General features: G+C 69.0%; 27 protein-coding genes. 19 read left to right on the plus strand and 8 right to left on the minus strand.

Annotated elements, in window-relative coordinates; all coding sequences use genetic code 11:
* The first annotated feature begins 23 nt into the window (after nucleotides 1–23).
* Entirely contained in the window at nucleotides 24–278 is a 255-nt protein-coding gene (locus tag ACZ6DT_RS20830) for an ATP-binding cassette domain-containing protein (protein ID WP_465597537.1), read from the plus strand.
* Entirely contained in the window at nucleotides 256–846 is a 591-nt protein-coding gene (locus tag ACZ6DT_RS20835; RefSeq protein WP_465597540.1) for an ATP-binding cassette domain-containing protein, read from the plus strand. Before ACZ6DT_RS20830 ends, ACZ6DT_RS20835 begins: the two co-directional genes overlap by 23 nt.
* A gap of 370 nt (nucleotides 847–1,216) precedes the next feature.
* Here the strand turns inward: ACZ6DT_RS20835 and ACZ6DT_RS20840 are convergent, their stop codons facing one another.
* A complete protein-coding gene (locus ACZ6DT_RS20840; RefSeq protein WP_465597543.1) occupies nucleotides 1,217–1,630 on the minus strand; it encodes an ATP-binding protein in 414 nt (137 codons plus the stop codon).
* Between the two features lie 154 nt (nucleotides 1,631–1,784).
* Here ACZ6DT_RS20840 and ACZ6DT_RS20845 point away from each other — a divergent pair, with 154 nt between their 5' ends.
* The gene (locus tag ACZ6DT_RS20845) at nucleotides 1,785–2,135 is read left to right on the plus strand and encodes an STAS domain-containing protein (protein WP_465597546.1); all 351 of its coding nucleotides are present in this window, start codon (nucleotides 1,785–1,787) and stop codon (nucleotides 2,133–2,135) included.
* Nucleotides 2,136–2,147: 12 nt separating this feature from the next.
* Here ACZ6DT_RS20845 and ACZ6DT_RS20850 read toward each other — a convergent pair whose 3' ends face one another.
* Together ACZ6DT_RS20850 and ACZ6DT_RS20855 are read right to left on the minus strand one after the other, a co-directional pair.
* Nucleotides 2,148–2,588, minus strand: coding sequence for an STAS domain-containing protein (locus tag ACZ6DT_RS20850; protein WP_465597549.1), 441 nt, complete (start codon nucleotides 2,586–2,588; stop codon nucleotides 2,148–2,150).
* Between the two features lie 230 nt (nucleotides 2,589–2,818).
* On the minus strand, nucleotides 2,819–3,157 hold the full coding sequence (locus tag ACZ6DT_RS20855) for a winged helix-turn-helix transcriptional regulator (protein ID WP_465597552.1): 339 nt from the start codon (nucleotides 3,155–3,157) through the stop codon (nucleotides 2,819–2,821).
* Between the two features lie 68 nt (nucleotides 3,158–3,225).
* Between ACZ6DT_RS20855 and ACZ6DT_RS20860 the strand changes: the two genes are divergently transcribed.
* From ACZ6DT_RS20860 to ACZ6DT_RS20890, 7 genes are all read left to right on the plus strand, one after another.
* Entirely contained in the window at nucleotides 3,226–3,783 is a 558-nt protein-coding gene (locus ACZ6DT_RS20860; RefSeq protein WP_465597555.1) for a carboxymuconolactone decarboxylase family protein, read from the plus strand.
* A gap of 587 nt (nucleotides 3,784–4,370) precedes the next feature.
* Entirely contained in the window at nucleotides 4,371–4,970 is a 600-nt protein-coding gene (locus ACZ6DT_RS20865) for a helix-turn-helix domain-containing protein (protein ID WP_465597558.1), read from the plus strand.
* 78 nt (nucleotides 4,971–5,048) lie between these two features.
* Entirely contained in the window at nucleotides 5,049–6,221 is a 1,173-nt protein-coding gene (locus ACZ6DT_RS20870) for an NAD(P)/FAD-dependent oxidoreductase (RefSeq protein ID WP_465597561.1), read from the plus strand.
* Nucleotides 6,218–6,526 carry a (2Fe-2S)-binding protein gene (locus ACZ6DT_RS20875; protein WP_465597564.1) on the plus strand — a complete coding sequence of 103 codons (309 nt, stop codon included), beginning with the start codon at nucleotides 6,218–6,220 and terminating at the stop codon, nucleotides 6,524–6,526. Before ACZ6DT_RS20870 ends, ACZ6DT_RS20875 begins: the two co-directional genes overlap by 4 nt.
* Nucleotides 6,523–7,884, plus strand: coding sequence for an FAD/NAD(P)-dependent oxidoreductase (locus ACZ6DT_RS20880; RefSeq protein ID WP_465597567.1), 1,362 nt, complete (start codon nucleotides 6,523–6,525; stop codon nucleotides 7,882–7,884). Before ACZ6DT_RS20875 ends, ACZ6DT_RS20880 begins: the two co-directional genes overlap by 4 nt.
* A complete protein-coding gene (locus tag ACZ6DT_RS20885) occupies nucleotides 7,881–8,792 on the plus strand; it encodes a dihydrodipicolinate synthase family protein (RefSeq protein ID WP_465597570.1) in 912 nt (303 codons plus the stop codon). The genes ACZ6DT_RS20880 and ACZ6DT_RS20885 overlap by 4 nt, the downstream gene beginning before the upstream one ends.
* Nucleotides 8,793–9,794, plus strand: a complete 1,002-nt coding sequence (locus tag ACZ6DT_RS20890; RefSeq protein WP_465597573.1) for a proline racemase family protein — start codon at nucleotides 8,793–8,795, stop codon at nucleotides 9,792–9,794.
* A gap of 72 nt (nucleotides 9,795–9,866) precedes the next feature.
* On the opposite strand, the gene ACZ6DT_RS20895 is transcribed toward ACZ6DT_RS20890, so the two are convergent.
* From ACZ6DT_RS20895 to ACZ6DT_RS20905, 3 genes are read right to left on the minus strand one after another with little or no spacing between them, the layout of a single operon-like run.
* A complete protein-coding gene (locus tag ACZ6DT_RS20895; protein ID WP_465597576.1) occupies nucleotides 9,867–11,081 on the minus strand; it encodes a metal-dependent hydrolase family protein in 1,215 nt (404 codons plus the stop codon).
* Nucleotides 11,078–11,518 carry a GAF domain-containing protein gene (locus ACZ6DT_RS20900; protein ID WP_465597579.1) on the minus strand — a complete coding sequence of 147 codons (441 nt, stop codon included), beginning with the start codon at nucleotides 11,516–11,518 and terminating at the stop codon, nucleotides 11,078–11,080. Before ACZ6DT_RS20900 ends, ACZ6DT_RS20895 begins: the two co-directional genes overlap by 4 nt.
* Nucleotides 11,515–12,906 carry an MFS transporter gene (locus ACZ6DT_RS20905; protein WP_465597582.1) on the minus strand — a complete coding sequence of 464 codons (1,392 nt, stop codon included), beginning with the start codon at nucleotides 12,904–12,906 and terminating at the stop codon, nucleotides 11,515–11,517. Before ACZ6DT_RS20905 ends, ACZ6DT_RS20900 begins: the two co-directional genes overlap by 4 nt.
* A 144-nt stretch (nucleotides 12,907–13,050) precedes the next feature.
* On the opposite strand from ACZ6DT_RS20905, the gene ACZ6DT_RS20910 reads away from it, so the two are divergent.
* The 5 genes from ACZ6DT_RS20910 (at nucleotide 13,051) to ACZ6DT_RS20930 (ending at nucleotide 16,343) form a co-directional block, all read left to right on the plus strand.
* Nucleotides 13,051–13,977, plus strand: a complete 927-nt coding sequence (locus ACZ6DT_RS20910) for a MurR/RpiR family transcriptional regulator (protein WP_465597585.1) — start codon at nucleotides 13,051–13,053, stop codon at nucleotides 13,975–13,977.
* Between the two features lie 80 nt (nucleotides 13,978–14,057).
* Nucleotides 14,058–14,222 carry a hypothetical protein gene (locus tag ACZ6DT_RS20915; protein WP_465597588.1) on the plus strand — a complete coding sequence of 55 codons (165 nt, stop codon included), beginning with the start codon at nucleotides 14,058–14,060 and terminating at the stop codon, nucleotides 14,220–14,222.
* Between the two features lie 95 nt (nucleotides 14,223–14,317).
* Nucleotides 14,318–14,623 carry a hypothetical protein gene (locus ACZ6DT_RS20920; RefSeq protein ID WP_465597591.1) on the plus strand — a complete coding sequence of 102 codons (306 nt, stop codon included), beginning with the start codon at nucleotides 14,318–14,320 and terminating at the stop codon, nucleotides 14,621–14,623.
* The gene (locus ACZ6DT_RS20925; RefSeq protein ID WP_465597594.1) at nucleotides 14,616–15,734 is read left to right on the plus strand and encodes a VanZ family protein; all 1,119 of its coding nucleotides are present in this window, start codon (nucleotides 14,616–14,618) and stop codon (nucleotides 15,732–15,734) included. Before ACZ6DT_RS20920 ends, ACZ6DT_RS20925 begins: the two co-directional genes overlap by 8 nt.
* A 180-nt stretch (nucleotides 15,735–15,914) precedes the next feature.
* Nucleotides 15,915–16,343: a hypothetical protein gene (locus ACZ6DT_RS20930; RefSeq protein ID WP_465597597.1), complete on the plus strand. Its 429-nt coding sequence runs from the start codon at nucleotides 15,915–15,917 to the stop codon at nucleotides 16,341–16,343.
* Here ACZ6DT_RS20930 and ACZ6DT_RS20935 read toward each other — a convergent pair.
* Nucleotides 16,316–17,410 carry a S1 family peptidase gene (locus ACZ6DT_RS20935; RefSeq protein ID WP_465597600.1) on the minus strand — a complete coding sequence of 365 codons (1,095 nt, stop codon included), beginning with the start codon at nucleotides 17,408–17,410 and terminating at the stop codon, nucleotides 16,316–16,318. The two genes, ACZ6DT_RS20930 and ACZ6DT_RS20935, sit on opposite strands and share 28 nt — an antisense overlap.
* Nucleotides 17,411–17,959: 549 nt before the next feature.
* Between ACZ6DT_RS20935 and ACZ6DT_RS20940 the strand changes: the two genes are divergently transcribed.
* Entirely contained in the window at nucleotides 17,960–19,084 is a 1,125-nt protein-coding gene (locus ACZ6DT_RS20940) for a family 43 glycosylhydrolase (RefSeq protein WP_465597603.1), read from the plus strand.
* Between the two features lie 186 nt (nucleotides 19,085–19,270).
* Here the strand turns inward: ACZ6DT_RS20940 and ACZ6DT_RS20945 are convergent, their stop codons facing one another.
* Nucleotides 19,271–19,627 carry a hypothetical protein gene (locus ACZ6DT_RS20945; RefSeq protein ID WP_465597606.1) on the minus strand — a complete coding sequence of 119 codons (357 nt, stop codon included), beginning with the start codon at nucleotides 19,625–19,627 and terminating at the stop codon, nucleotides 19,271–19,273.
* 176 nt (nucleotides 19,628–19,803) lie between these two features.
* On the opposite strand from ACZ6DT_RS20945, the gene ACZ6DT_RS20950 reads away from it, so the two are divergent.
* The 3 genes from ACZ6DT_RS20950 to ACZ6DT_RS20960 all read left to right on the plus strand — a co-directional run bounded on the left by ACZ6DT_RS20950 (nucleotide 19,804) and on the right by ACZ6DT_RS20960 (nucleotide 22,837).
* The gene (locus ACZ6DT_RS20950; RefSeq protein ID WP_465597609.1) at nucleotides 19,804–20,301 is read left to right on the plus strand and encodes a DUF6292 family protein; all 498 of its coding nucleotides are present in this window, start codon (nucleotides 19,804–19,806) and stop codon (nucleotides 20,299–20,301) included.
* A gap of 111 nt (nucleotides 20,302–20,412) precedes the next feature.
* Nucleotides 20,413–21,330: an AurF N-oxygenase family protein gene (locus tag ACZ6DT_RS20955; protein WP_465597612.1), complete on the plus strand. Its 918-nt coding sequence runs from the start codon at nucleotides 20,413–20,415 to the stop codon at nucleotides 21,328–21,330.
* Nucleotide 21,331: 1 nt separating this feature from the next.
* Nucleotides 21,332–22,837 carry an FAD-dependent oxidoreductase gene (locus ACZ6DT_RS20960; RefSeq protein WP_465597615.1) on the plus strand — a complete coding sequence of 502 codons (1,506 nt, stop codon included), beginning with the start codon at nucleotides 21,332–21,334 and terminating at the stop codon, nucleotides 22,835–22,837.
* Nucleotides 22,838–23,017: the final 180 nt, after the last annotated feature.

Consider the following 23,017-nt stretch of genomic DNA (forward strand, 5'->3'; position numbering starts at 1 on the left):
CGCGTCCTGCGATCATGAATCGCGTGACCAAACCCGTCTTCGTGCAGCCGAACCTCGACGGACCGGCGGTGGAGCTTTCCGGGGTCGAGGTGCACGTCGGCCGTGTGTCGCTGGTGTCGGACGTCGACTGGCGGGTGGACTACGGTCAGCGCTGGGTCGTCCTCGGCCGCAACGGGGCCGGAAAGTCGACGATCCTTTCGATGGCTTCGACCCGGCGGTTCCCCAGCGGGCACGGCCGTCGTGCTCGGCCACCGCATGGGCGCGGTCGACCTGTGTGACGTGCGGACGCATATCGGCTTCGTGGGGGCCGATCAGCGGCTGCCCGACGCGGAGAACCACGACGCGCACACCGTGGTGCTCACCGGGTTCAGCGGAAGCGTGCTCCCGCTGTGGGATCGCTACGACGACGCGATCCGGGACAGGGCGGCGGAACTGCTCGAACTGGTCGGCTGCACCGAACTGCGCGACCGGCCGATCCGGGTGTGCTCGCAGGGTGAACGCGCCCGGGTCCGGCTCGCGAGGGCGCTCATGGCCGACCCGCTGCTGCTCCTGCTGGACGAGCCGTTCGCCGGTCTCGACCTGCCCGGCCGCGAAGACCTCCTGATGGCGCTTGAGAACCTGACACTGGCCCAGCCGGATCTGGCCACGGTCACCGTGACGCATCACCTGGAGGAGCTCCCGGCGACGGCCACGCACGCCCTGATGGTGCGTCGCGGCAAGGTCACCGGGGCGGGGCCCATCGACGAGGTCCTCACCGGCGAAGGGCTTTCCGCCTGTTACGAACGCGACGTCGAGGTCCATCGCATCAATGGCCGCTGGGCCGCGCACGCGACCCGGCGGTCCTGAAGACGCGTGTCACTCCTCGGAGTTGTTCCGGGGAATCGGTGGCATCTTTTCGGCGTTCGTGGGCCTCTTTCCGATGAGTTCGCTCGTCGAACGGGACGAGATGTCACGAACGTCCGGGTGAAGCGAGCCGCCGCGGCGACCGCCCTTGGGATCGCTCACGCTCACGCTGACCACGACCGGTCCGGCCGCCACACCGCGGTGTCCTTAGGGGAGCGGTGCACCACTTGCCGCGGGTGGACAACGGAGTGCGCGTCAACGAGGTCCTGCCGGGTTCGACCGCGACGGCGACCGTCACCGTGCCGTCCCGGACTCGGCCGGAGGTCCCGCCAGCTGGGTCAACGGGATCGTCGCCGGCCCGAGCTGGGGCCGGTCAGGCGGAGGGGCAAGGCCAAGCGAGCCGGACGATGGTCCCGGTGGGTGTACTCGTCACCGAGGCCTCCGGTGCGAAGGCACGGATGATCGGCAAACCGCGGCCGCCGTCCGGGCGGTGCCCGTCGCGCCAGCGGCCTTCGTCGGCGACGGTGATCTTGAGCCGGTCGTCCTCGTGGGCGGCGGTGATCGTCATGACGTTGGCGTCGGTGCCGTTCGGGTACGCGTGCTTGACGACGTTCGTCATCGCCTCGTAGGCGGTGAGCTTGAGATCCTCGGCCAGTTCCCGGGGAAGACCCCGTTCGAGGGCCCATTTCGCCAGAAGGTCCCGCAACGCGGCCGCCTGCGCGGGGATGGCGGCGACCTCGAGGACCACCTCGTCGGTGGATTCGCGCACCGGCTCGTCGATCGGCATCACGAAGCTTCTCCTCGTCGCCCGCCGCGGTCCACGACCACCGGATCCAGTGACCAGGTTAAGGCACCGACGGGAGCGGGACACGAGTGCCGCACGAGACGTCGGCGCGATCCGATATGTTCGAGAGCAGCGGGGTGCCGATCGTAAGGGGTGGATGAGGGTGACGAGCGGAGACGGCGACAACCGGGAGATCCCGTTCTCGGTGACCGTCGCCAGGCCCGATGGCGCCGAAGTCGTCATCGCGGTGGCGGGGGAGATCGACCTGACGACCTCCGAAGATCTCAAGGAGACCTTCGAGGCGGTGCTGGAGCCGGTGCCCGGCAGGCTCGTCGTCGACCTCGAAAGAGTGAACTTCTGCGACTCCACCGGTTTGGCGACCCTGGTCAGGATCAACGACCGATGCGGCACCCAGGGTGTCGACCTCAGTTTCCTGCCGTCGCCGACGATCCGGCGGCTGGCTTCGAAAACCGGCCTCTCGACGCTTCTGCCGCTCGCCGGATCCTGAGCGGCGCGGCGGTCAGTGGTTCGATACTTCCCGGAGCGCCTGGTCGAGGCGCCGGTACACGGGAATGTGGGCGTCGACCCTGAACAGCTGCAGTAACCGCAACACGGGCCGGGTGTCGGCGACGAGCCCGGTCGTGCGGTGTTCGAACCGGGCGCGCGCGGCGGCGGATTCGATGACCCGTAACCCGGCGACGCCGAGAAAGGCCACCTCGGTGAGGTCGAGCACGGTGGTCGCGGGGAGGCGGCCGTCCAGCGAGCGTTCCAGTTTTCCGGCGGTGGCGAGGTCGATCTCCCCGGTCGCGGCGATGACGAGCAGGTCTTGACTCCAGCGGATCCGCCGGACCCGTAACAGCTCCTCGTCCGCCGGACGCGGTGAGGGAACGCCTTGGCGGATGACGGCGCGGAGGATCGGGCCGTCGCGGCTGCCTCGGGTGGACGGAATGCGTTCGGTCATGATGCTGGTCTCCCGGATAACCAGGGACGAGACGGACAACGGGCAAGCCTGCACAGCAGCTGCGCAAGTCAACGCGCCGCCGCGTCGCCCCGGAAAGCTGCTGGGCCGCGGACATGCGGGTCGTTCTCGCGGGCTGGTGGACTCAACCTCACGTGCTTCTCACCGTACGCTGCTCGCCGCATCTGGCAATACCACAGGGGGTGAACGGTGGGATTCATCTCCGCCCATGATCAGTCGCGCAACGCCTTCTCCCAGGCGCGACCCCAGTTTTCGAGTGGGTGTAACGCGTCGAGGAGCTGTTCACCCAGTGGGGTCAGGCGGTAACCCTCACCGCCGGTCTCGACAATGCGAGCTTCGGTGAGTTCGCCGAGCCGGGTGGAGAGCACGCTCGACGACATGAGTTCGCAGCGCCGCTGGAGTTCCCGGAAACCGACCTCGCCTCGGCGCAGTTCCCAGATCACCCGCAGGGTCCACCGGCGCCCCAGCAGATCGAGCGCGGCCATGAGCGGGCGGCCGGTTTCGGAACCGCGAACCGGCCGCCCGGGCCGCGGAATCGGGTGAGCGGGCATATTTTCCCCTTGCGCTTCGACTTTCGAAGCAGCATAGTGGTTCGAAAGTCGAAGCACACGAGGTGGTCATGGCACGGATCGCACCACTGGCTCCGCCCTACGCGGCGGACATCGAACAGGCTCTTCGCAAATGGATGCCGCCCGGCGTGCCGCAAGACCCGCTGGCGCTGTTCCGGTTGCTGCAGCACCACCCGGAACTGGCTTCACGGATGCGTGTCCTGGGCGCCGGCCTGCTCGCGCACGGGGAATTGCCCGCGCTGGACCGGGAAATCGTCATCGCACGGGTTACCGCCCGATGCGGATGCCGCTACGAATGGGGTGTCCACGCCGCGGTTTACGCACCGACGGTCGGTTTGACGCCGGATCAGCTCGAAGCCACCGTTTCCGGAGACTCCGGGCATCCCGCCTGGTCCGGCCGGCATCGCGCGCTGATCGGCGCCGTCGACGAACTCCACGACACGGCAACGATTTCCGATGAGGTGTGGGCTGCGCTCGCCGAGCACTATCCGGCACCGCAACTCCTGGAATTACTCGTACTCGCGGGCTGGTACCGGACGATCGCGTACGTCGCCAACGGCGTCCGTCTCGAAGAAGAGCCTTGGACCGCCCCGTATCCCGACCGCTAGGGCAGGTGCGAGTCGTTTTCCCCGGTGTCGTCCCGTTCCTGTTTCGCGGCCTTCCGCGAGGCGAGTACGTACAGGAGCGCCGTCCCGAAGCCGACCGCGGTGAGCGCGACTGTCCACAGAGGACGCCTCTGGGGCGACAGTGTCCGATTCGGGCGTTTTTCGACTGGTCGTGAGTGGCGTTTCGGGTCTGTTGAGGGTGACGCAAAGGTGTCGGGTCGTGGGTTTTCGCTCGCGGCCGTGGAGTGATGGTGTCGCGAGAGCCACTTTCGGGACGTCAGGCGTCGCGAAAGTGGCTTTCGCGACGCATCTCGACCACGGATTCGGCGAGGGCTACGGCACCGGCGTAGCGAAGGGCCTCCTCTTCGCTGCACACCCGGCCACCTGTCCTTACCTCTTGATAATCCTGTTTTTCACACACGACCTCAGTCGAGAAACGTGCATAAACGCATCAAATGGACATCCCGCGTGCCGCGTGTACGACGTCGGCCCCCATCAGGAGGCGTGTCATGATGTCCGCGAACTCGATCGGCAAAGCGAACGATTCGCCCCTCCGATCGTACGGTTTGACGAACGACAGGGGAGAAGCGGTGGAGGACGAGACGCCCTCGATCCGGGACATGCTGGCGGTCAACCTGCGTGCGGCCAGGGCGGCGAGGGGCATCTCGCTGTCGGAGCTTTCGCGGCGGTCGGGCATCGGCAAGGCGACGCTGTCGCAGCTGGAGTCCGGCGGTGGCAATCCGACCATCGAGACCGTGTTCAGCCTGTCCAGGGTGCTGGAGGTGGCGATCTCGGATCTGCTGGACCGCCGGGCGGGCGGCGCGCTCACCGTGGTGCGCGGCGCCGACGTCGAGGTGCTCAGCGGTGAGGGAGTGGATCTCCGGCCGCTGCGGCGGATCGAGACCGGTGACGGCGTCTTCGAGGTGTACGACCAGGTGGTGCGTGGCGACGCGCCGCAGCGTTCGCAGGGGCACGTCGGGGTCGAGCACACCATCGTGCAGTCGGGTTCGCTGCAGGTCGAGGTAGCGGGCCGCAGGGTCGAGGTCGGCCCGGGGGACTACGTCGCCTTCGACGCCCGAGAGCCGCATCGCTACACCGCTTCGGAGGGTCCGGTGCACTCGGTCCTGCTGCTGCAGTACCGCGCCGACGAACGGCTCGACGGCAGGCCGCATCCGGTACTGAAGGGCTGACGGCTCCCGAGGCATTGACACTTCTCCCGGCGGGAACCTACGCTCCGAGCGTTCGCTTTACCGAACAGTGGAGGGTCGATGAACCGAACGCGCGTCGTCGTACTCGGCGCGGGCATCGTCGGCGCCGCGTGTGCCCGTGAGCTGAGTCGGGCGGGCTTCGATGTCGTGATCGTGGATCGCGGCCGTCCCGCCGGGGGTACCACGTCGCACGGCGAGGGCAACATCCTCGTCTCGGACAAGGGACCCGGTGCCGAACTCGAACTCGCGAAGCTTTCGATAGGGCTATGGCCCCGCCTGGTCGCCGAGATCGCCGGCGAGGACGTCCGTGCCGCTTCGGCGATCGAGTACGACCCCAAAGGCGGCATCGTGGTCGCCACCACGGACGACGGTGCCCGTGCCCTCAGGGCGTTCGCCGCGTCGCAATCCGGTGTCCGCGCGGAACCGTTGTCTCCCGAGGACCTCGCCCATGCGGAGCCCGCGCTGACCCGCGAGGTGACCGCCGCGTTCCACTACCCGGAAGACGCTCAAGTCCAGCCCGCGGGCGCGGCGCTGGCACTGCTGGGTTCCGCGCTGCGCCACGGCGCGCGGCTGCGGTCCGACACCGAGGTCGTCGGCTCGACCATCCACGACGGACGGATCACCGGCGTCCGCGTGCCCGGCGAGGTCATCGAGGCCGACATCGTCGTGAACGCCGCGGGACCGTGGGCCGGTCAGGTGTCGGCGCGCCTCGGCGCCCCGATCGCGATCCGTCCTCGCCGGGGCGAGGTGCTGGTGACCACTCCGATGCCCGGCGTCGTCCGGCGCAAGGTCTACGACGCCGATTACGTCGGCGCCGTCGGTGCCGATTCGGGCGAGTTGCAGACCTCCGCCGTCGTCGAGTCGACCTGGGGCGGCACGGTGCTGATCGGCTCGTCACGCCGCCGGGTGAACTTCGACGACGCGATCCGCCCGGACGTGCTGAGTGCCATCGCGGTCAAGGCGTTGCGGCTGTTCCCCGCGTTCGCCGACGTCGCCATCATGCGCGCGTACGGCGGTTTCCGGCCCTACGTGGACGACCATCTCCCCGTGCTCGGCGAGGATCCGAGGCTGGAGAACCTCTGGCACGCCACCGGACATGAAGGCGCCGGGATCGGGCTGAGTGCCGGCACCGCGCGGTTGCTGTGCGAACTGCTCACCGGGACGGAGCCCGCGATGAGTATCGAAGAGTTCACGGTGGACCGTCCGGCCGTCCTGGCGGAGGTGGCCGCATGAGTGGATGGCTGCTGCCGCGCGATCGCGATCCGGTGGGTCGCACCGACCGGCCGATCCGCATCACCGTCGACGGCGAACCGGTGACCGGGATCGCCGGGCAGAGCGTGGCGGGAATCCTGCTCGCCGCGGGACGGACCTCGTGGCGGACCACACGTTCCGGTGCGCCACGCGGGGTCTTCTGCGGGATCGGCGCGTGCTTCGACTGCCTGCTCACGGTGAACGACGTGCCCGACGTCCGCGCGTGCCGCCGCCCGGCCGCCGACGGCGACGAGATCCACACCCAGTCCCGGGAGGAGACCGCGTGAACCTGGTGATCATCGGCGCCGGACCGGCCGGGCTCGCGGCGGCCGAGCACGCGCTGCGGGCGGGGGCCCGCGTCACGGTGCTGGACCAGGCGGAAGCTCCCGGCGGCCAGTATCACCGGATGCTGCCCGAGGCCTACGCGGCGCGGCGTCCCGACCGGGTCCAGCACGGCTGGGCGGAGTTCGCCCGTCGCCGTCGGGTGCTCGCGCATCCGCGATGCCAGTGGCTGCCCGGGTCCACGGTCTGGGCGTTCGACCGGGCGGAGAAGCGGGTGCACGTGCTGCGCGGCCAGTCCGACGGCGGTGGTCGGCGGCGGCTGTCCTTCGCCCCGGACGCGCTGATCCTGGCGACCGGGGCGCACGACCGCACCCTGCCGTTCCCCGGCTGGGAACTGCCCGGCGTATACACCGCGGGCGCGGCACAGGCGCTGGCGAAGGGCGAGCGGGTCGCGATCGGCGAGCGGGTCCTCGTCGCCGGGGCCGGTCCGTTCCTGTTGCCGGTCGCGGAATCGTTGCTGGGCGTCGGGGCCGAAGTGGTCGCGGTGCTGGAGGCGAACCCGTTCGCCACCGTCCGAAAAGGATGGTCGTCCCGCCCGTGGCGCCTGGCCGCCCACGCCGGGAAAGCGGGGGAAATGGCACGTTACGGTGCGACGCTGGCTCGTCATCGAGTCCCGTACCGGCTGGGCCGGGCGGTGATCGAGGCACGCGGGGCGGACCGCGTCCGCGAGGTCGTGACGGCGAAGGTCCGCGCGGACTGGTCGATCGTCCCCGGTACCGAGCGAACGTACGAGGTCGACGCGGTCTGCGTCGGGCACGGGTTCGTCCCGCAGCCGGAACTGGCCGTCGCCGCGGGCTGTGTCCTGGACGGCGATTTCGTCCGGGTCGACGGCGAGCAGCGGACCACTGTGGACGGTGTCTTCGCCGCGGGCGAGATCACCGGCATCGGCGGCGCGGTCACCGCCGCGGCCGAGGGGGCGGTGGCGGGATGCGTCGCCGCCGGAGGTGAGCCGTCGCCGAAGTTGACCCGCGCCCGCGACCGGGCTCGCACCTTCGCCGAACGCCTCGCCACGGCCCATCCGATCGGGACGGCCTGGCGAAGCTGGCTGCGCGAAGACACGATCGTCTGCCGCTGCGAGGAAACCACGTACGGCGAACTGACGCTTGCGGTAAAAGACGCGGCCTGTCCCGGCCCGCACGCGCTGAAACTCGGCACCCGGGCAGGCCTCGGCCCGTGCCAGGGCCGAATGTGCGGTCCGACCGTGTCCGAACTCTGCGGTGGCACCGAACGGCACCACCGCCCGATCGCCCAGCCGATCCGGCTGGGCGAGTTGGCCGCCCGAACCGAAGGAGAACCCGAATGAGCACCCCCGACCTCGGTGGCGTCGTCGTCGCGACCGCCCTCCCGTACCGGGCGGACGAGTCGGCGCCGGCCGGGCTGGCCGTGGACTACGACGCCTATGCCGCGCACTGCCGCTGGCTGGTCGACAACGGCTGCCGGGGCGTCGGCCCGAACGGCTCACTCGGCGAATACTCGTCGCTGACCGACGAGGAGCGCCGCCGCGCCGCCCGCACCGCGATCGAAACCGTCGGCGACGACGGGATCGTCGTCGTCGGCGTGCACGGCCCCGGCTCGCACCAGGCCAAGCACTGGGCAGAGGTGGCGGCCGAGGACGGCGCCGACGGCCTGCTGTGCCTGCCGCCCACGATGTACCGCGCGAACCGCGGCGAGGTGCTCGCGCATTTCGAGGCGGTGGCGTCGGTCGGCCTGCCGGTGATGGTCTACAACAACCCCATCGACACCAAGGTCGACCTCACGCCCGCGCTGCTGGCCGAGATCGCGCAGATCGACAACGTGGTCGCGGTCAAGGAGTTCTCCGGTGACGTCCGGCGGGTGCTGGAGATCCGCGAGCAGGCGCCGGGTCTGGACGTGATCAGCGGTGCCGACGACGTAGTGCTGGAGAGCCTGCTGATGGGCGCGACAGGCTGGTTCGCCGGGTTCCCCAACGTCTTCCCTGCCGAGTCGGTGCGCCTGTTCGATCTGGCGCGGTCCGGCGAACTCGAGGAGGCCAGGGCACTCTACGCACCGCTGGTGGCCGCGTTCCGCTGGGACTCGCGCACCGAGTTCGTCCAGGCGATCAAACTCGGAATGGACCTCGTCGGCCGCTACGGCGGGCCGTGCCGTCCGCCCCGGGGCCCGCTGACCGACGAGCACCGCGAGCAGGTCACCGCCGACATGCGCCGCGCGCTCGCCTCGCCGGGGGTGGCGTAGATGCGGTCGATCCGGTCGATCACCGCCGTCGACTCCCACACCGAGGGCATGCCGACCCGGGTGGTGACCGGCGGGATCGGCGTCATCCCCGGCGACACCATGGCCGAACGCCGCCGGTACTTCATGGCGCGTCTGGACCATCTGCGGCAGTTCCTGATGAACGAGCCGCGCGGCCATTCGGCGATGAGCGGCGCGATCCTGCAGCCGCCCGCCAGGCCGGACGCCGACTGGGGCGTGGTGTACATCGAGGTGTCCGGCTGCCTGCCGATGTGCGGGCACGGCACGATCGGCGTGGCGACCGTGCTGGTGGAGACCGGCATGATCGAGGTGACCGAACCGAAGACAGTGGTACGACTGGACACCCCGGCAGGGCTCGTGCACGCCGAGGTCGAGGTCCGGGACGGCCGCGCGGAACGCGTCAAGCTCCGCAACGTCGCGTCGTTCCTCGCCGAACGTGACGCGGTCGTCGAGGTGCCGGGTCTCGGCGAGGTACGTTACGACCTGGCCTACGGCGGCAACTTCTACGCCATCCTCGAACTGTCCCAAGTGGACATCCCGTTCGCTCACGCGGAGAAGGACCGGATCCTGGCCGCGGGGCTGGACATCATGGCGGCGATCAACGACCAGCGTCCGCCGGAACATCCGGCGGACCCGCTGATCGGCGGCTGCAAACACGTCCAGTTCCTCGCTCCGGGATCGGATGCCCGGGCTTCGCGGAACGCGATGGCGATCCATCCGGGCTGGTTCGACCGCTCGCCGTGCGGCACCGGCACCTCGGCCCGGATGGCCCAGCTCCACGCCCGAGGCGAGCTGCCGCTGCACACGCCGTTCGAGAACAGCTCGTTCATCGGGACCACGTTCACCGGCGAACTGGTCGCCGAGACCACCGTCGGCGGCATCCCCGCCGTGGTGCCGGAGTTCTCCGGACGCGCGTGGATCACCGGCAACGCCACGTATCTGCTCGACCCGGACGACCCGTTCCCCGCCGGCTTCGTGCTCTGACGAGACTGCGCGGCCCCGCAATTCGTCACCTGCTTGCGACGGAAGAGCAACGCAAACAGGTGACGAATTGCGTCAGGGGGAGACCACGGTCCCGCCCTGCACGACGTGCCGGAACTTCTCCGGCTCGGCCAGGACGCCGATGTCCTCCAGCGGGTCCCGGTCCACGACCAGCAGATCCGCGTGCGCGCCGGGGGCCAGTGTGCCGATCTCGCCGGTCAGGTTCAGCAGATCCGCCGCGGTCGACGTCGCGGAGCGGATCACCTCCAGCGTGGACTGGACCTCGGCGCGCAACCGGAACTCGTGGTTCTGGTGCCGGTGCATCCCGCCGAGCAGATCGCTGCCGTACACCAGTTTCACCCCGCCCCTGGCCGCCCGTTCGAGTGCGGCCATGCCCGCGCCGAGCACCTCGTCGACCTTGCGCCAGCTGGATTCCGGGAGGCCGTGCTCGCGTCCTTCCTCCTTCAACGCCCAGTACGTGACCAGGGTCGGCACGAGGTAAGCGTCGTGCCGGAGGAACAGTTCGACGCTGAGGTCGTCGATCAGGTTGCCGTGCTCGATCGACCGCACACCCAGTTCCAGCGCGCGGTTCACCGCGCGGGCGGTGTAGGCGTGCGCGGCGACGTAACGGTTCGCCGCCTCCGCCTCCTCGACGATCGCGCGCAGTTCCTCGGCGGAGTACTGCGTCGAGTCGATCCGGTCGGTGGGGGAGGCGACGCCGCCGGAGGCCATCACCTTGATGTGGTGCGCCCCCTTGCGCAGTTCGTCGCGCGCGGCCGCGCGGACCGCGTCGACGCCGTCGGCGACCCGGCCGAGACCGGCGCAGCACGGGTGGTCGTCGCTGACGTTGGCGCCTCGGGTCCGGCTGTCGCCGTGCCCGCCGGTCTGGCTCAGGGCGCGTCCGCAGAACAGCAGGCGCGGACCGCGGAACAGGCCCTCGGCCTGCGCGTCGGCGAGGCCGTAGTCGGCGCCGGAGGCGTCACGGACGGTGGTGAAACCCCGGTCCAGCATCCGGCTCATCGTGCGGGCACTGTGCGCGGTCACATAGGACGGCGAAGACGCGGGCAGCGACCCCAGGTCCGCGGTCGAGGCGGTGACGTGCACGTGGGCGTCGACGAGACCGGGCAGCACGAAAGCGCCGCGCAGGTCCTCGGTCCGCGCGTCACCGGCGGTGAGACCCGTGCCGATCTCGGCGATCCGGCCGTCGGCGCATCGGAGGTCGCCCTCGGTGTACTCGCCCTTGACCGGGTCGAGCAGGCGGGCGTTGCGCAGCAGCAGCGATCCGGTCATCGGGTCTCCTCCAGGAGGTCGCGCAGGGCGGGGGCAGCCAACGGTGCCAGGGATCGGGCCACCGCGACGGAATCGTCGTCGTAGCTGCCTTCGGCGTCGAGGATGTTGAGGACGCCGAGGGTGCGGCCATCGTCCACGACCGGCACGTTGATCACCGCGCCGCAGCCGAGCCGGTCGATGAGTTCGTGGTCGGCGAAGATCTCGCGCACCGCCGCGCTGTCCGGGCCGAAGAAGGGCTCCTGCCCGGTGATGCACCGCTCCAGCCAGCCCGCCGCCACCTCGACGGTCTTCTCACCGCCCACCGGGTACTCGTCCGGATGACTGCTGTGCACGCGCCGCAGCGCCCGCCGTTCGGGCACCCAGGCCAGCACGGTGAACAGCCGTACGCCGATCGAGGCCCGGGTCTTGTCCTCCACAGTGGACAGTGACACTGTCACTTCGTCATCTCCTTGGCGGTTTTCACGGGCGCGCCGTGTTCGGTCAGTTCTTCCAGGGAACGGCCGGCGGTGGACAGGCCGAACACGACCACGCACACCACCCCGGCCGCCAGGACGGCGGTGGTGAGGCCGAAGACGCCCGCGAAACCGAGACTCGCCGCGGACAGGCCGATGATCGTCGGGGCCAGGATGCTGCCGAGCCGGCCGAACGCGCTGGACAGCCCGGTCCCGCTGGCGCGGATCCAGGTCGGGAACACCTCGGGGGTGTAGGAGTACACGCCGGCGTAGGTGCCGTTGAGGAAGAACGACAGCACCGCCCCGGCGAGGGTGATCGACCATGGCGCGTCCATCTGGCTCAGCCAGAACGCGCTCACCGCCGAGCCCGCGAGGTACAACGCGATGGTGTGCTTGCGGTCGAGCCGTTCCGACAACCAGGCCGCGGAGAAGTACCCGGGGATCTGCGCCAGGTAGATGATGATGGAGAACTCGAAGCTCTTGGTCACCGTGATGCCCCGCTCGACGAGCAGCGTGGGGATCCAGGAGAAGAAGCCGTAGTAGGAGAACGTGATCACGAACCACACGGTCCAGATCACCGCGGTGCGGCGGGCCATCGCGGGGCTCCACAGGAACTTCAGCGCGCTGAGGAGGTTGACCTTGGGGGTTTCCTTCGCGGGCTGTGCATCGGTCTCCGCGACGGCCGGAAGTTCTTGTCCCGTCGCCTTTTCGACGTCCCGCTCCAGCTTCGCGACGATCTTCTCGGCCTCGGCGTGACGTCCGTTCGCGACGAGGAACCTGGGTGATTCCGGCAGGGAACGGCGCCACCACAGCAACATGACGATCGGCAGCGCGGTGATCAGCTGGGCGACCCGCCAGCCCTCCGGCACCGTCGGGACGACGAACCTCCCGATCAGCGCGGCGGCGACGAAACCGAACGAGAAGAATCCGGCCAGCGCGCCGACGAACCAGCCGCGTCGTTTGGCAGGCACGAATTCCGACAGGAACGGCGCGATGATCGCGCTTTCGGCGCCCGCGCCCGCCCCCGCCAGCACCCGGGCGCCCAGGAAGATCTCGTAGTTGGGGGAGAACGCGGCGAACACCGAGAACACCGCGTAGAAGGCCAGCGCGTACATCATGACCTTCTTGCGGCCGATGCGGTCGCCCAGCAGGCCGGCGGCGATCGCGCCGAAGAGGAAGCCGAAAGGCGTCGCCGAACCGATCAGCCCGAGCTGCCCGTTGTCGAGGCCCCACGCGGCTTTCGCGCTCGGCAGAAGGAAGGCGACGACGGCGGAGTCCATCCCGTCGAAGGTGTAGCCCAGTCCGCCGATGAGCAGGAGTTTGTAGTGTGGACGGCTCAGTGGAAGCCGGTCGAGTCGTGCCAGAAGCGCCATGGGGAACGCCTTCCGTGGTTCGGGCGACTAGGGGAGACGAGAATGCGGACAACGTATACTGCGTTTCGGCGAAACTGCAATGGTTGTTGCAAGTGGTTCGACGGGCACCATGCGTTACCGTGACGCGGTCGAGGGAGGGCGTGTGTGACAGAGACGGGAACCGACGACGGTTTCGAGGCGTGGCTTCGGGATCGGACGCCGGAACGCGGCCTGCGGCCGAAGTCGGCCGCCGTGCTGGAAGTGCTGGTCTCGCAACCGCGCCGGGCGTCGTTCGGCTCGACGGCCGAACTCGCCCAGCTCGCCGGGGTCAACGTCGCCACCGTCACCCGCACCGCGCAGGCGCTGGGTTTCGCGGGCTGGCCGGCACTGCAGCAGGAGTTGCGGGCGCGGTACATGTCGTCGCTGAGTGCGCCGCAGGTCGCCGAGGAACACCGGGACGTCGACTCACCGGGATCGGCGTCGCTGCGCCGCGACCTCGACAGCCTCGCGCTGCTCAACCGGCGGTTCGCCGAGGACGATATCCGCAACGTCGCGCAGGCTGTCGCCGCAGCGCGCCGCACGGTCGTCATCGCCGACGGCAGTTACGCCGCCGTCGGGATCGCCTTCGCGCACAACGCCCGGCTCGCCGGGTACGACGTCCACGCGATCACCGCCGGCGACGCCGAACTCGCCAACGCCACGGCGAAACTCTCCTCCGAAGACGTCCTCATCGCGATCAGCTTCTGGCGGCTGTACGAGAGCACCGTGCTCGCCGCGAACGAGGCCAAGGCGAGGGGAGCGCGTGCCTTCGCCATCACCGACGCGGCCAGCCCCGCGCTGGCGGGCGCCGTCGAACAGGTGCTGATGGTGCCGGCCGAGGGTGTGACCTTCTTTCCGTCGCTGACCGCGGGGATGAGCCTGGTGCAGGCGATCGTCGCGCAGCTCGCCGCCGTCGATCCCGCCCGCACCGGGGAATCGATCGAGGCGGCCGAGGCCATGTGGTCGCGGTTCGACCTGCTGCACCGCCGTCCTGGATCGGCCGATCGGACAGTGCCGAAAAGGCCGACCGGTCGAGGCGCGCCCGCCGGATGACCGATCCGCCGATCCCTGCCGGGAGGCGATCCTGGTTCCAGGCCGCCGCAACGGGCGGTACAGGGATCGAGGAGGCCGAAATGACGATCATCGCGACCGTGGGCGCTTACGCCGGGCTCGCCCTTCTGGCACTGATGGCGGCGACCCCGCTGCTGGTCGAACTCGACCAGCGCTTCCCGGTCACCCGCCCGGCGAAGGCGGCCGAACGGGAACGCCGCCTGCTCGCCGGACTAGCTTCGGCGTGACGCAGAGCACAGATCGGCGGGTGAGCTACCTCATGTGAGTGATTCGCGCTCGGCCAACTCGTGACTATGCGTCGCGCTATGGAACGCTGAGTGACGTGACCGTGGACCTCTATACCAACACCCAACCCGCCGACGCCTTCGCGGAGTTCCGGAGGAACGTCGACGAACTGACCCAGGCGTTCATCGACGCTTGCCGTCAGGGGCGCACGCCGGGTGACGCCACCCTCGACCTGTTGCAGCGGGTGCACCGCGAAGACCGTAACTGGGTCGTCGTCCACCTGACGTTCGCCATCGCCGCGCTCGCGCGTCAGCGAGCCTTCGCCGCGTCCGAAGCAGTCACCCTCCCAGGTGGCGTGACGGGTGCGCCGGAGCGTGCGTTGTTAGCTTCCGCGAGTGACTGATCCGACCATCTCCGCGGTCATCGCGGTGTTCGCGGGGTTCGTGCTCGCGGGCCTCTTGGCCGTCCCGTACATCGCCGCGAGCTATCGGCGCCGCGGCGAACTCGGGCTCTGGCGGGTTTTGCTGGTGTTCGGGTTCCTGATCTACGCCATGTCCCTGTGGACGTACACGTTGCTTCCCATCCCGGAGACGACGGCGGTGTGGTGCGCCGAGCACGCGACCGGTCATCTGCAACTTCGCCCGTTCCAGTTCGTCGCCGACATCCGCCGCGAACAGGCCGGGGCGGGCGTCCGGGCGTTCCTGCGCAATCCCGCCGTCCAGCAGGCGGTGTTCAACGTCGCCTTGTTCGTGCCGCTGGGGATGTTCGTGCGGCACCTGTTCCGGCGCGGTTTCGCGGCCACCGTCGCCGTCGGGTTCGCGGTCTCGCTGTTCATCGAAGGCACCCAGCTCACCGGGGTCTGGTTCTTGTTCGAGTGCCCGTACCGGCTCGCCGACGTGGACGATCTGCTGACCAACACCGTCGGCGCCGCCGTCGGTTTCGGGCTCGCTCCTTTGCTGCGGCTGCTGCCAGGGAACGAACCGTCCGCACCCGCGGGCACGCCGCGGCCGGTCACCGCGCGCCGCCGTCTGCTCGGCATGGCCGTCGACGTCGGATCGGTCGTTTTGCTCGGCGCCACCATCGCGATCGTCACGACCCTGCTGGTGGGTCAGCCGAACACCGTGGTCACGGCACTGATCGGCACCCTGCTGCCCGCGGTGCTCCTGCTGTTCGTCATCCCCGTCGCGGGCAACGGCGCCAGCTTCGGCCAGCGGGTCGTGTTGCTGCGCCCCGCCGGGCCGGACGGCGGGAAGCCCACCCCCTGGCGGATGGCCGTGCGATTCCTCGCCGGTTCCGGCGGCTACTTCACGCTGCTCACCCTGGCTTCGGCGGTCAACAGCGGATTCGAGCCGCTCGCGAACCTGTTGTTCTTCGTCAGCGGCATTCTCGCGATCCGGCCTCAAGGCCACCAAGGGCTGTCCGGGCTGATCGCGGGCCTGCGAGTCGTCGACGTGCGGGCCCAGGGACTCGTGATGCGGGGTGTGTCGCGCCCTCACACCTTCCTCAGCGCGTGAAGGACACCTTCATGCGAGCGGCTTCCTGGCGAAGCGGAACACTCACTACCCGCCGATGTGATCCCTGGTGACATCGGGACTGCCGGATTGGGGCGTCGCGACTCACCCGATCGGGTCGACCCCGCCGATCACGCGAGTCATTGCGCCTGACGGCGAGCGCGGGCGGGAACACTCCCGGCGGTGAACGTGGAGTCGATGGACGAGGTGGCCGACTGCCTGCTCTCGGTGGCTTGGAACATCTTCCCGCTGATGGGGAAACCTCCCGCCAGGCCGGGGAACCGGCCGGAGGAGATCCGGACCCTCCTCGTCGACACCTGCCACGACGCCGGGATGCGTGCTCGTGAATGGGCGGAGGCGCACGGAGCGGGAACCGAGGAAGACCGGCGGCCGTTCCTTCGGCTCGCGGAAGTCGGGACGGACGCGAATTTGTTCCTGTGCATGGTTTCCGGCACGCTGGTCGCCGATCACGAACGGGTCCGCCGCCGTTGGGCCGAGATCGAGACGCTGGTTCGCGAGGCCGGTGAACTCGCCGAACAGGTCAAGGGGCGGCCGGTGAGCCGGCCGCCCCTCGCCGCGGGTGATCAGTCCTTTTCGAGTGTCAGACCGTAACGGTTGAGCACTTCCCTGACGGGCTGGAAGAACGTGGTGCCGCCCTCGTCGCAGTTACCGGACCCACCCGAGGTCATACCCTGCGCCTGCACCAGTTTCGTGTCGGCACCCGAAGAGGGACGGCTGACGAACGAGCCGCCGGAGTCGCCGGGTTCGGCGCAGGCGTTGGTCTGGGTGAGGCCGCGCACGATGTTCCCGTTGCCGTAGTTCACCGTCTGGTCCAGCGCTTCGACCCGCCCGCAGCGCCAGTGCGTGGTGATCCCGGAGCGGCAGATCCGCCCGCCGACGCCGACCACGTCGGCACCTTCGATCCGGACGTCGGATCCGTCTTCGTACCGGTCGACCCGGGGCGGCGTCGAGACGTCGGAGTAAGTCACCTTGACCGTGCCGTAATCGTTGCCGGGGAAAGACGACCGCTCGACCCTGCCGATCGTGCCGTCGACGCCGCGTACGGTGCCGCCGAGTTCGGTGCAGTGGCCCGCGGTGATCACGTAACGATCGTCGTTGTCGTAGGCGTTGAACCCGACCGAGCAGGCGCCACCGCTGAAGTAGAGACCCTGCCCGCCGATCACGCTCCACAACGGCCGTGGCGCGCTCCTCACCTGGTTCACCCGTACCGGGACGCCGGCGGAGGCGGCCCATGCCCGGCCGGCGGGATCACCGCCCACCACGCTGACCACGACCTCGTTCGAGGGCGCGTCGACGTACCAGCCGGCGACCGAGTCGGGCACGCCCTGGGTTCTGTCGTCCAATGTGGACTGGATCTTCTTCAGTGCGGCGGTGCTGTGCCGGAGTACCTTCGGGACCGCGCCCGCGGCGCGGATCCGCGCCGCCCGGCTCGCGTCGGTGGTGCCGACGACCAGTTCGCCGGTCGTGGTGTCCAGCCAGGAGCCGGCGAAAGCGGCACCGAGCGCGGCGCCGAGTTTCTGTTGCGCGGCAGCCAATGTGGCCGGGCCCGCCGCTTCGCTCAGCACCGATGTCGCCGCCGAGGCCGGGGTCGCGAACGCGGCGACGGCTGCCGCGGCGCCGATCAGGACGGTCATGGTGCGCAGGGGACGTCGGATCACGAAACCTCCATGGGATAGCGGAATTCGTTGCTTGGTGTGGATGGGAATCGACGTTACGACAGAGGCCGCGTCGTCGAATGCCGCCATTTGAGTAGCGCTCGCGATTCCCCTTTCCGGCGCAAAGGAGGCGCCATTGCCGGGTGCTGCTCACTCTTGTGAGTGGATCGTGCGCTTTTTACCGTCCCCGATGTGCTGGCGGAATCGCGACAATCCGCGACGGGGCGTGGCATTCGGGAAGGCGTGTCGTCGGTGCTCGTCACCTGATTGTGTGCGGCTGACCCGTTTGCCTGTATCGGTGACGAACGGGTCTCGGTCGGATCCGGCCCTGGCAGGAGGGGCCGTCCTCGCCGACGAACTGGGTTACGACCGCCGATGGCAGGTCGAACACCACGGAGCGGGGGAGTTCAGCCGGTCGCGCTCGCGCGGCGAGCCACCCGGATCGGTTCGGCCTGACCCGATCGGCGATCCCCGAATGGCGACTGTTCGCCATCGAGGAGGCGAACGAATTCACACGCCTCGACACCCGGCAGAGACGAGATCGTCATCGCCGTGGCGGTCGTCGCCGGTCTGGTGGCGGCGGTGCCGAGCGCGACAGCCGAGACCGGGCCGCGCGACGAGTCGCTGGACTTGCGGTTCCCGGCGGCCGATCTGATACGAGTGCCCGATACGAACACCTATGTCGCGGTCGGCGCGAGCATCCCCGGCAACAAGCTTCCCTATACGAAGGTCGAGTTCGGGGACGGAACCTTCCAGCGCAGAGGCGCTGTCGACGGCGACGCGTGGGACGGTGTCACCTTCCCCGCCGGCTACTGGGCGAGACGCGACTCTCCACTGTGGACATGGGCGATGTTCGCGCATCAGGAGGACGGCCGAGTCGTCTACTACGTGTTCTACAGCGCGGCGCTTCCCGGCTCCGAGCCCGCCGGGCAGGCGAAGCACTGCATCGGCTACGCCACGTCGCTGCGCGCCACGGGAGGATACGTCGCCAACGCCGATCCGCTGTTCTGCCCGGAGCGTGGCTGGGCGATCGACGCCGACGTGAGCAGGGGACAGGGCGAGGTCTGGCTGACGCTGCGCAACGGGGCGTGGACGCAGGACCGCGTCACCGCTCTGGGGGCCGCCAAACTGGACTTCGACCGGCCACGTCACGTGCGACGGTTGACCGAAGCCGACGCGAAGAAGCTCATCGACAACGTGAATCTCGAGTGGACCCACCACAACAGCCCCGCGGACGACGTCCTCACGATCGAAAATCCCAACGCCGTCCGCATCGACGGCGAGTGGTACCTCTTCTACTCGGGGAACAACTGGTACGCGAACCGCTACTCCACCGGCGTCGCCTACTGCGGGACCACGTTGACCGGCAACCGGTGCACGCCGATGTACGAGCAACGCGCGTACTTCTCTTACGAGCCTGCCCCGGACGGCGAGCCGCGCTTCCGGCCGGGCCTGCCGGACAAGTACCGCAAGAAGAACCTGCCGGGTAACAAACGCGGCCCCGGCGCTTTCAACGCCCTCCGGGCGCCCGACGGGTCATGGTGGGCCTCGTGGAACTACATCACCGACTCGAGTTCTCTCCCGCAGGAGGATCCGTCTCCGGACCGGCGGAGCCGGATCGCGCGGTTGACGAAAACAGGTGCGGGGGTCACGGCCGAGTTCAGCGTGACCTGGTGACCGGATGAAGAAAATGGGTCTCCGCGGCAGAGGCGCCGCGGAGACCCACTCGTCCGGGTGAACGCGCCGGATGATTGATTCCCGGAGCACCGGGTAACCGGCTCCTGTCGGCCTCCAACAGCCGGATGTAGCCCAAACGGAGTTGAGAACCATGACATACGCCTACGAAGAGAAGACGCTCGATCTTCAGTCACCGGCCACCCCGTTGACCGTGCCCGAACCACGCGGCGAGTCTGATGTCTTGGACGAAACGGCTCTCGAGCCCACGATCGTGCTCGGCCGGGAGTGAGTATCCGCGGCGACGAGTAGGCCGGTTCCGCAGTGACGGCCGGATGAGCCGGCCTGCTCATCGTCGCAACTCGGCCACCCCCGGAGAAGCGTGTGGACGCCCCGGCCCTGTCGGCCAGGAACAGCTGCCGGGAACACGCCGCGAGGCCGCTCGGCCGCGATCTCGTCGAACTCGGCCCGCAGCCGCGTCACGTCCGCGTAGACCAGATCGGCGAAAGCGCTGATCACCGGCGTATCGCGCGAACTGTCCGGCATTCCCGATCACTCACTGGCAACGTTCTTCGCGCTTCGCAAATACCTACAGTAGGCACTATAGATATTGTCAAGCAGTGGCTGTAAGTATTCTGCGGTAGAGGAGTTGGGTCTGGAGCGTTGTGGCAGGTCGATCCGTGTTTCGCCTCGGGCACGAGTGGAACCCTCCGTGTGGCGGAGTGAACCTCATTGCCGCGTCGAGCAGCCGGCGCCGCAGTGCCGACGAGGACGAGCACAGGGTGGCGATCGGCATGGAACCGGAATTCGACGGAGTGATACTGAAGGGGCTGCATCGGTATGTGAGCCTGGTGAGCGAGGCGCTGGGGCTGCAAGGAGACGCCTATTGCGTGCAGCTCGAACCGCTCGCGAGCGCCTACCTCGCACTGGAGCGAAGACTGCCGAGCAGACCGGACCGCGATGTCGCGTTGCTGTGGGACGAACGACATGGGTGGGCTTTGGGCGTGGAGACCAGCAGCGGCGAGGACCTGATCGTCGTCGGCTATCAAGGTCGCGAACTGCTGCCGTCGCCACAGATGGTCGCCACGTTCGCGGAGAGCTTGTTCTCGGATGAAGCCACGGCGCTCCCCGAGCCACCGTCGCTCGGGGAGGCTGAGGCGGAAGACGGGCTCGTGCTCCGTCTGTCCGCGTATGCGGGGCTTTCCCCGTACGCGCGATGATCGGGCCGGCGGGGCGCGCCCGATCCTGGGATCTCCCTCTCGCGGCGCCGCCATTTAGGTGTTACCTTGGGTAACAGTGAACCTTGGTAACGCCTAGTCAGGGAGGTCCGTATGACCAGCACCGATGTGCCGCGAACCGCGGAAGCGGCCGGTGCCGGCCGTAAAGAGACCGCGCGGCGGCTCCTCGATTCCTCCGCGATGCTGTCCTACGACCCGGCCACCGAGGTGGACTGGGAGACGCCGCTGGACAAGGATTTCCACGGTGCCAGCCCGGAGTGGAGCACCCTCTTCGGCACGAGTTACTGGGCGGAGATGACCCCGGAGCAGCAAAAGGAGCTCACGCGCCAGGAGGCCGCCTCGGTCGCGAGCACCGGTATCTGGTTCGAGATGATCCTGCAGCAGATGGTGCTGCGCGATTTCTACGCCAAGGATCCGACCGACCCGGCGTTCCAGTGGGCGCTGACCGAGATCGCGGACGAATGCCGGCATTCGATCATGTTCGCCCGCGGGGCGGAGAAGCTCGGTGCGCCCCCGTACCGTCCGCGCAGGCTCGCCGTCGAACTCGGCCGCGTCTTCAAGGCGACGGCCCGCGGCGAAGCGGCTTACGCGGCGATCCTCGTCGCCGAAGAAGTCCTCGACGTGATGCAGCGCGACTGGATGCGCGACGAGCGGGTGGTCCCGTTCGTGCGGACCATCAACAACATCCACGTCGTCGAAGAGTCGCGGCACATGAAGTTCGCCCGTGAAGAGACGCGGGAACAGCTGGAGGGCGCGGGTTTCCTGCGCCGCAGGATCAACGCGCTGGTCATCGCGATCGCGTCGTACTTCATCGTCAGCAGCATGATCAACCGCGACGTCTACAAGAACGCGGGACTCGACGCCGAGCGCGCGCTGCGTGAGGCGAAGTCCAATGAGCACCACAAGGCGATGATGCGGTCCAGCTGCGCCGGGCTGATGGAGTTCCTCGGCTCGTGCGGTCTGCTCACCCGGCCCGCCCTGGTGTTCTACAAGCGGGCGAACCTGATCTGACATGGCCTTCGCGATCACCCAGACCTGTTGCAACGACGCCACTTGCGTGTCGGTCTGCCCGGTCAACTGCATCCACCCGACACCGGACGAGCCCGACTTCGGCACCACGGAGATGCTCTACGTCGATCCGGTCTCGTGCATCGACTGCGGAGCCTGCGCGGACGCCTGTCCCGTGGACGCGATCTTCCCGGTCGATCTGCTCACCGGGTCACTGAAGGTCTATGCGGGGCTCAACGCGAAGTACTACGCCGACCGCGAGACCGTGCCCGCGGCCGACCCGGCGCCGAACTTTCACCGCTGGAGTCCTCCGACGTTCGACCGGGCCATCCCGAGCGACTTCGCGCCGCCGGACATCGCCGTCGTCGGCACCGGCCCGGCCGGGATGTACGCCGTGGAGGATCTGCTCCTGCACACGAACGCGCGGGTCACCCTGATCGACCGATTGCCGGTCGCGGGCGGGCTCGTCCGTTTCGGCGTCGCCCCGGATCACCCCGCCACGAAACGGATCGGCGAAACCTTCTCACGTCTCCACGAGCACCCGCGGCTGCGGATGCGCCTGGGCACCGAGGTCGGCCGCCACGTCACTGTCGATGAGCTGGCCGAGCGTCACGACGCGGTGGTCTACGCCGTCGGCGCCTCGTCCGCACGCCGTCTCGGGCTCGACGGCGAGGACCTGCCGGGCAGCATCGCCGCCACGACCATCGTCGGCTGGTACAACGGTCACCCGGACATACCCGCGAACGCGGTGGACCTCTCCGCGGAACGTGTCGTGCTGGTCGGCACCGGCAACGTCGCCTTGGACGTGGCTCGGATCCTCACCGCCGATCCCGCCGCGCTGGCCGCCAGCACGATCGCCCCGCACGCGCTGGAACGGTTGCGTGCGAGCAAGGTCCGTGAGGTCGTCCTGCTCGCCCGGCGCGGGCCGGAGGACGCCGCCTACACCTCCCCGGAACTGCTCGCGCTGGCACAGCGCGCAGGCGTACCGCTCGTCGTCGACGACACGGACCCGCGCACCACGGCCGCGATCGACGCGGGCACCGGCAAAGCGCCGCTGCTGCGCGAACTCGGCCGCGAGACCGTCGACTGGACCGCGCCGCCGGCCGCGGACACACGCCGGATCGTCCTGCGCTTCCACTCCGCTCCCACCGGGATCCTCGGCGACACGCAGGTGCGTGGTCTCCGGGTCACCGGTCCGGACGGGCCGGTCGAGATCACCACGGGACAGGTCGTACGCGCGGTCGGCTACCGCGGGACGCCGGTGCCCGGCCTGCCGTTCGACGAGGCCCGCGGCACGATTCCGAACACCGCGGGCCGCATCGACGGCCGCGGCGGCGCCTACGTGGTCGGCTGGATCAAACGTGGTCCCTCGGGCGGAATCGGCGCGAACCGCGCCTGCGCCAGGGAAACCGTCGCAACCCTGCTGGAAGACATCACATCCGGACGGCTCCCGGTGCGGGCACGACGGTCACCGATCGCCGCACTGGCCGCTCGATTCCTCGGCCGGTGAAATCGATTGGTGGTGTCGCTCCGTCCCTCTATCGTCTCGACGGTGAAGGTCTGGGCGGAGCGGTCCGCCGAGAGTACCGCCGACGAGCCCGATCCGAACCGAGCATCGGAACCGGCGGGAGCCGCCGGGTCCTGCACCACCCGGTCCACCCCTGCAGCATCCCGTTAACGGGATCTCTAC

It is taken from the genome of Amycolatopsis sp. NPDC041971 (genome assembly GCF_055588925.1).

What these genes read in the sequence shown, in the direction of transcription:
- ACZ6DT_RS20855 (WP_465597552.1), bottom strand. Translation starts at nt 3,157, where the DNA reads ATGCCCGCTCACCCGATTCCGCGGCCCGGGCGGCCGGTTCGCGGTTCC.
- ACZ6DT_RS20895 (WP_465597576.1), bottom strand. Translation starts at nt 11,081, where the DNA reads ATGACCGGATCGCTGCTGCTGCGCAACGCCCGCCTGCTCGACCCGGTC.
- ACZ6DT_RS20915 (WP_465597588.1), top strand. Translation starts at nt 14,058, where the DNA reads ATGACGATCATCGCGACCGTGGGCGCTTACGCCGGGCTCGCCCTTCTG.
- ACZ6DT_RS20905 (WP_465597582.1), bottom strand. Translation starts at nt 12,906, where the DNA reads ATGGCGCTTCTGGCACGACTCGACCGGCTTCCACTGAGCCGTCCACAC.
- ACZ6DT_RS20840 (WP_465597543.1), bottom strand. Translation starts at nt 1,630, where the DNA reads ATGCCGATCGACGAGCCGGTGCGCGAATCCACCGACGAGGTGGTCCTC.
- ACZ6DT_RS20835 (WP_465597540.1), top strand. Translation starts at nt 256, where the DNA reads ATGGGCGCGGTCGACCTGTGTGACGTGCGGACGCATATCGGCTTCGTG.
- ACZ6DT_RS20875 (WP_465597564.1), top strand. Translation starts at nt 6,218, where the DNA reads ATGAGTGGATGGCTGCTGCCGCGCGATCGCGATCCGGTGGGTCGCACC.
- ACZ6DT_RS20850 (WP_465597549.1), bottom strand. Translation starts at nt 2,588, where the DNA reads ATGACCGAACGCATTCCGTCCACCCGAGGCAGCCGCGACGGCCCGATC.
- ACZ6DT_RS20890 (WP_465597573.1), top strand. Translation starts at nt 8,793, where the DNA reads ATGCGGTCGATCCGGTCGATCACCGCCGTCGACTCCCACACCGAGGGC.
- ACZ6DT_RS20945 (WP_465597606.1), bottom strand. Translation starts at nt 19,627, where the DNA reads ATGCCGGACAGTTCGCGCGATACGCCGGTGATCAGCGCTTTCGCCGAT.
- ACZ6DT_RS20845 (WP_465597546.1), top strand. Translation starts at nt 1,785, where the DNA reads ATGAGGGTGACGAGCGGAGACGGCGACAACCGGGAGATCCCGTTCTCG.
- ACZ6DT_RS20955 (WP_465597612.1), top strand. Translation starts at nt 20,413, where the DNA reads ATGACCAGCACCGATGTGCCGCGAACCGCGGAAGCGGCCGGTGCCGGC.
- ACZ6DT_RS20885 (WP_465597570.1), top strand. Translation starts at nt 7,881, where the DNA reads ATGAGCACCCCCGACCTCGGTGGCGTCGTCGTCGCGACCGCCCTCCCG.
- ACZ6DT_RS20860 (WP_465597555.1), top strand. Translation starts at nt 3,226, where the DNA reads ATGGCACGGATCGCACCACTGGCTCCGCCCTACGCGGCGGACATCGAA.
- ACZ6DT_RS20960 (WP_465597615.1), top strand. Translation starts at nt 21,332, where the DNA reads ATGGCCTTCGCGATCACCCAGACCTGTTGCAACGACGCCACTTGCGTG.
- ACZ6DT_RS20870 (WP_465597561.1), top strand. Translation starts at nt 5,049, where the DNA reads ATGAACCGAACGCGCGTCGTCGTACTCGGCGCGGGCATCGTCGGCGCC.